This window comes from Streptomyces sp. NH27 (genome assembly GCF_056859195.1).
This window is the reverse complement of sequence record NZ_JACEGK010000744.1, coordinates 1-2,707: the sequence shown is the minus strand read 5'-3', so window position 1 is coordinate 2,707 and position 2,707 is coordinate 1. Positions and strand designations below refer to the sequence as shown.

2 protein-coding genes are annotated in these 2,707 nt (G+C 71.3%); both read right to left on the bottom strand.

Annotated features, from left to right (window positions below):
* Positions 1-48 precede the first annotated feature (48 nt).
* Complete coding sequence (rhaI, locus tag AC13HU_RS35270; protein ID WP_483046077.1) at positions 49-1,215, bottom strand: L-rhamnose isomerase; 1,167 nt, start codon at positions 1,213-1,215, stop codon at positions 49-51.
* 54 nt (positions 1,216-1,269) lie between these two features.
* Complete coding sequence (locus AC13HU_RS35265; protein WP_483046078.1) at positions 1,270-2,697, bottom strand: arabinose isomerase; 1,428 nt, start codon at positions 2,695-2,697, stop codon at positions 1,270-1,272.
* Between the last annotated feature and the right edge of the window lie 10 nt (positions 2,698-2,707).

The window sequence follows — 2,707 nt, the reverse complement described above, 5'->3', positions numbered from 1 at the left end:
GCCGGACCCGCCCCGGGCCGTTCACCCGCGGCTGTTGCGCGGGAGCGCTCAGGCGCCCCAGCCGGCCTGGTTGCCGCCGACCCGGTCGGCGATGATCCGGTCGGCGTAGCCGGAGCGGGCGTACGCGGACATCGGGTCCGGGTCCAGCCCCATCTCCTCGCGGAGTTCGGCGAGCAGCGGGCGCACGTCGGTGTTGAAGGCGTCCATCAGGACGCCGTTGGCGCCCAGCACGTCACCGGCCACCTGCGCCGCGGCGAGCGCCTCGGTGTCGACCAGCAGCGCCTTCGCGGTGGCCTCCTGGACGTTCAGCACCGAACGGATCTGGCCCGGGATCTTGGGCTCGATGTTGTGGCACTGGTCGAGCATGAACGCGATCCCGGAGTCCGCGTCCAGCCCGCCCGCCTGCTTGACCTCGAAGAGGATGCGGAAGAGCTGGAACGGGTCGGCGGCACCGACCATGAGGTCGTCGTCGGCGTAGAAGCGGGAGTTGAAGTCGAACGAGCCGAGCTTCCCCTCGCGCAGCAGGAACGCCACGATGAACTCGATGTTGGTGCCCGGGGCGTGGTGCCCGGTGTCGACGCACACCTGGGCCCGCTCGCCCAGCCGCAGGCAGTGCGCGTAGGCGGTGCCCCAGTCCGGCACGTCGGTGGTGTAGAAGGCCGGTTCGAAGAGCTTGTACTCCAGGATCAGCCGCTGGTCGGCCGACAGCCGCTCGTACACCGCGGACAGCGCCTCGGCCAGCCGGTCCTGCCGGGCCCTGATGTCGTCCTGGCCGGGGTAGTTGGTGCCGTCGGAGAACCACAGTTTCAGGTCCCGGGAACCGGTCTGGTCCATCACGTCGACGCAGGCGAAGAGGTGGTCGAGTGCCTTGCGCCGGATCGCCGGGTCGGGGTTGGTGACGCTGCCGAGCCGGTAGTCGTCGTCCTGGAAGACGTTCGCGTTGACGGTGCCCAGCGTGATGCCGGCGTCCGCCGCGGCGCGGCCCAACTCGGCGTAGTCCTCGACCTCGTCCCAGGGGATGTGCAGGGCGACGATCGGCGCGATCCCGGTGTACGCGTGCACCTGGGCGGCGTCGGCGATCTTCTCGAACGGGTCCCGGGGCACGCCCTGTTGGGCGAAGACCTTGAACCTGGTGCCGGAGTTGCCGAACGCCCACGACGGCAACTCGATGCGCTGCGCGCGCAGTACGTTCTTGGCTGCCTCACGACCGGCCATGGGGGGACCTGCTTTCCAGTGCGGACGGTTCTTGCTGACAGTTCGGATCGGTGCTCACCGGGCGACCTCCACCAGTTCCACGCCCAGCAGGTCGGCGGTGGCCCGCAGTTGCGGCAGCAGGTCGCCGACGCCCAGCGCCCAGTGGTGCGAGATGCCCGTGGCGCTCCACGCGTCCGTCCACTCGCCCGGGTCACAGCCGAAGTCGACCCGCGAGGTGGTGTTGCCGATCTCCAGCAGCGGTCCGGGGACCACCTCGCCGGTGGAGGCGACGAACGTGAAGGCGCCGTCGCGCTGTTGAGCGATCCCGAACGTGGTGACCGGGCCGTGCGCCACGTCGAACTCCACGGACACGCCCCAGCCGCGCTTGCCGTGGTAGACGCCCAGGCCGCGCAGCAGTGGCCGCCGCCGGCTGATCGCCAGGTGGGCCGGGCCGTCGTGGCCCATCTCCACCACGTTGTCACGGAAGTTCAGCGCCTGGAGCTCGGTGAACGAGCCGCCGCCGCCGAGCCGGTCCACGATGAGCATGGCCAGCGAGGTACGCAGTTCGTACTCGCCGGTGGCGGGCACGCCGCGCGCGGTGAGCAGGGACGCGCCGAGGATCATGCCGGCGCCGAGCCGTTCGTGCTGCTCGCCCTCCAGACCGCGGTGGTAGTAGGCGAGGCTGTCCAGCGCGAAGTCGTCCACCAGCCGGTCGAGTCCGACCGACACCTTGGCCGCCCAGCGGAAGTCCTCCTCCTGGACCGTCGGGTCCAGGTCGAAGACCTCCCGGGCCAGCGCGATGCGCTCCTCGACCTGGGTGTCGGTCACGCCGGCGACCCGCACCCGCAGGTCGTCGAACTCCAGCACCTCCATATGGCCGCCGAAGTTCGCCGGGACCAGCGTGAGGTCGGTCGACACGTCGAGCATGCCGGGGTAGAGGTGCCCCATCAGGCCGTGCCGGCCGTGCCGCAGCGCGCCGCGCACCCCGGCCGCCTTGATCCAGCGGCCGATCCGGGTCCAGGCCCGCTCGTCCTCCAGGTACCCCGACACCGAGCGGAAGTCGATGCCGCAGCGCAGGAAGGCGTTGGCCATCTCCGGCAGCGGGCAGGCGCCGCAGTACGCCAGCCACTGCCCGGTGTCGAAGTTCGCGTGGTCCATCGCCTCGGTGGGCTGGAGGTTGATCAGCAGCACCGGCGCGCCGCTGCGCTGCGCGATCGGCACCAGCATCGAGGCGGTCATGTAGGTGGTGAGGAAGCCGACGATGATGTCGCAGCCGGCCACCCGCAGCGTCTCGGCGGCGCGCGCGGCGTCGGAGGCGTCGGAGACGAACCCGGCGTCCACCACGTCGCAGTCCAGCGCCCGCATCCGCGTCGCCACCCGGTCCGCGGAGCGCTGGAGTTGGGGGAGCAGGTCGGGGAACTGCGGCCAGTAGGCGCCGAGTCCGCCGGCCACCAGGCCCACCTTGGTCCGCCGGGCGGTGATGCGCCGCAGTCCGGGCGGCAGGGCGGAAGAC

Bases quoted from the DNA above. Each gene is read 5' to 3' on its own strand.
- rhaI (WP_483046077.1), bottom strand. From the start codon at position 1,215: ATGGCCGGTCGTGAGGCAGCCAAGAACGTACTGCGCGCGCAGCGCATC.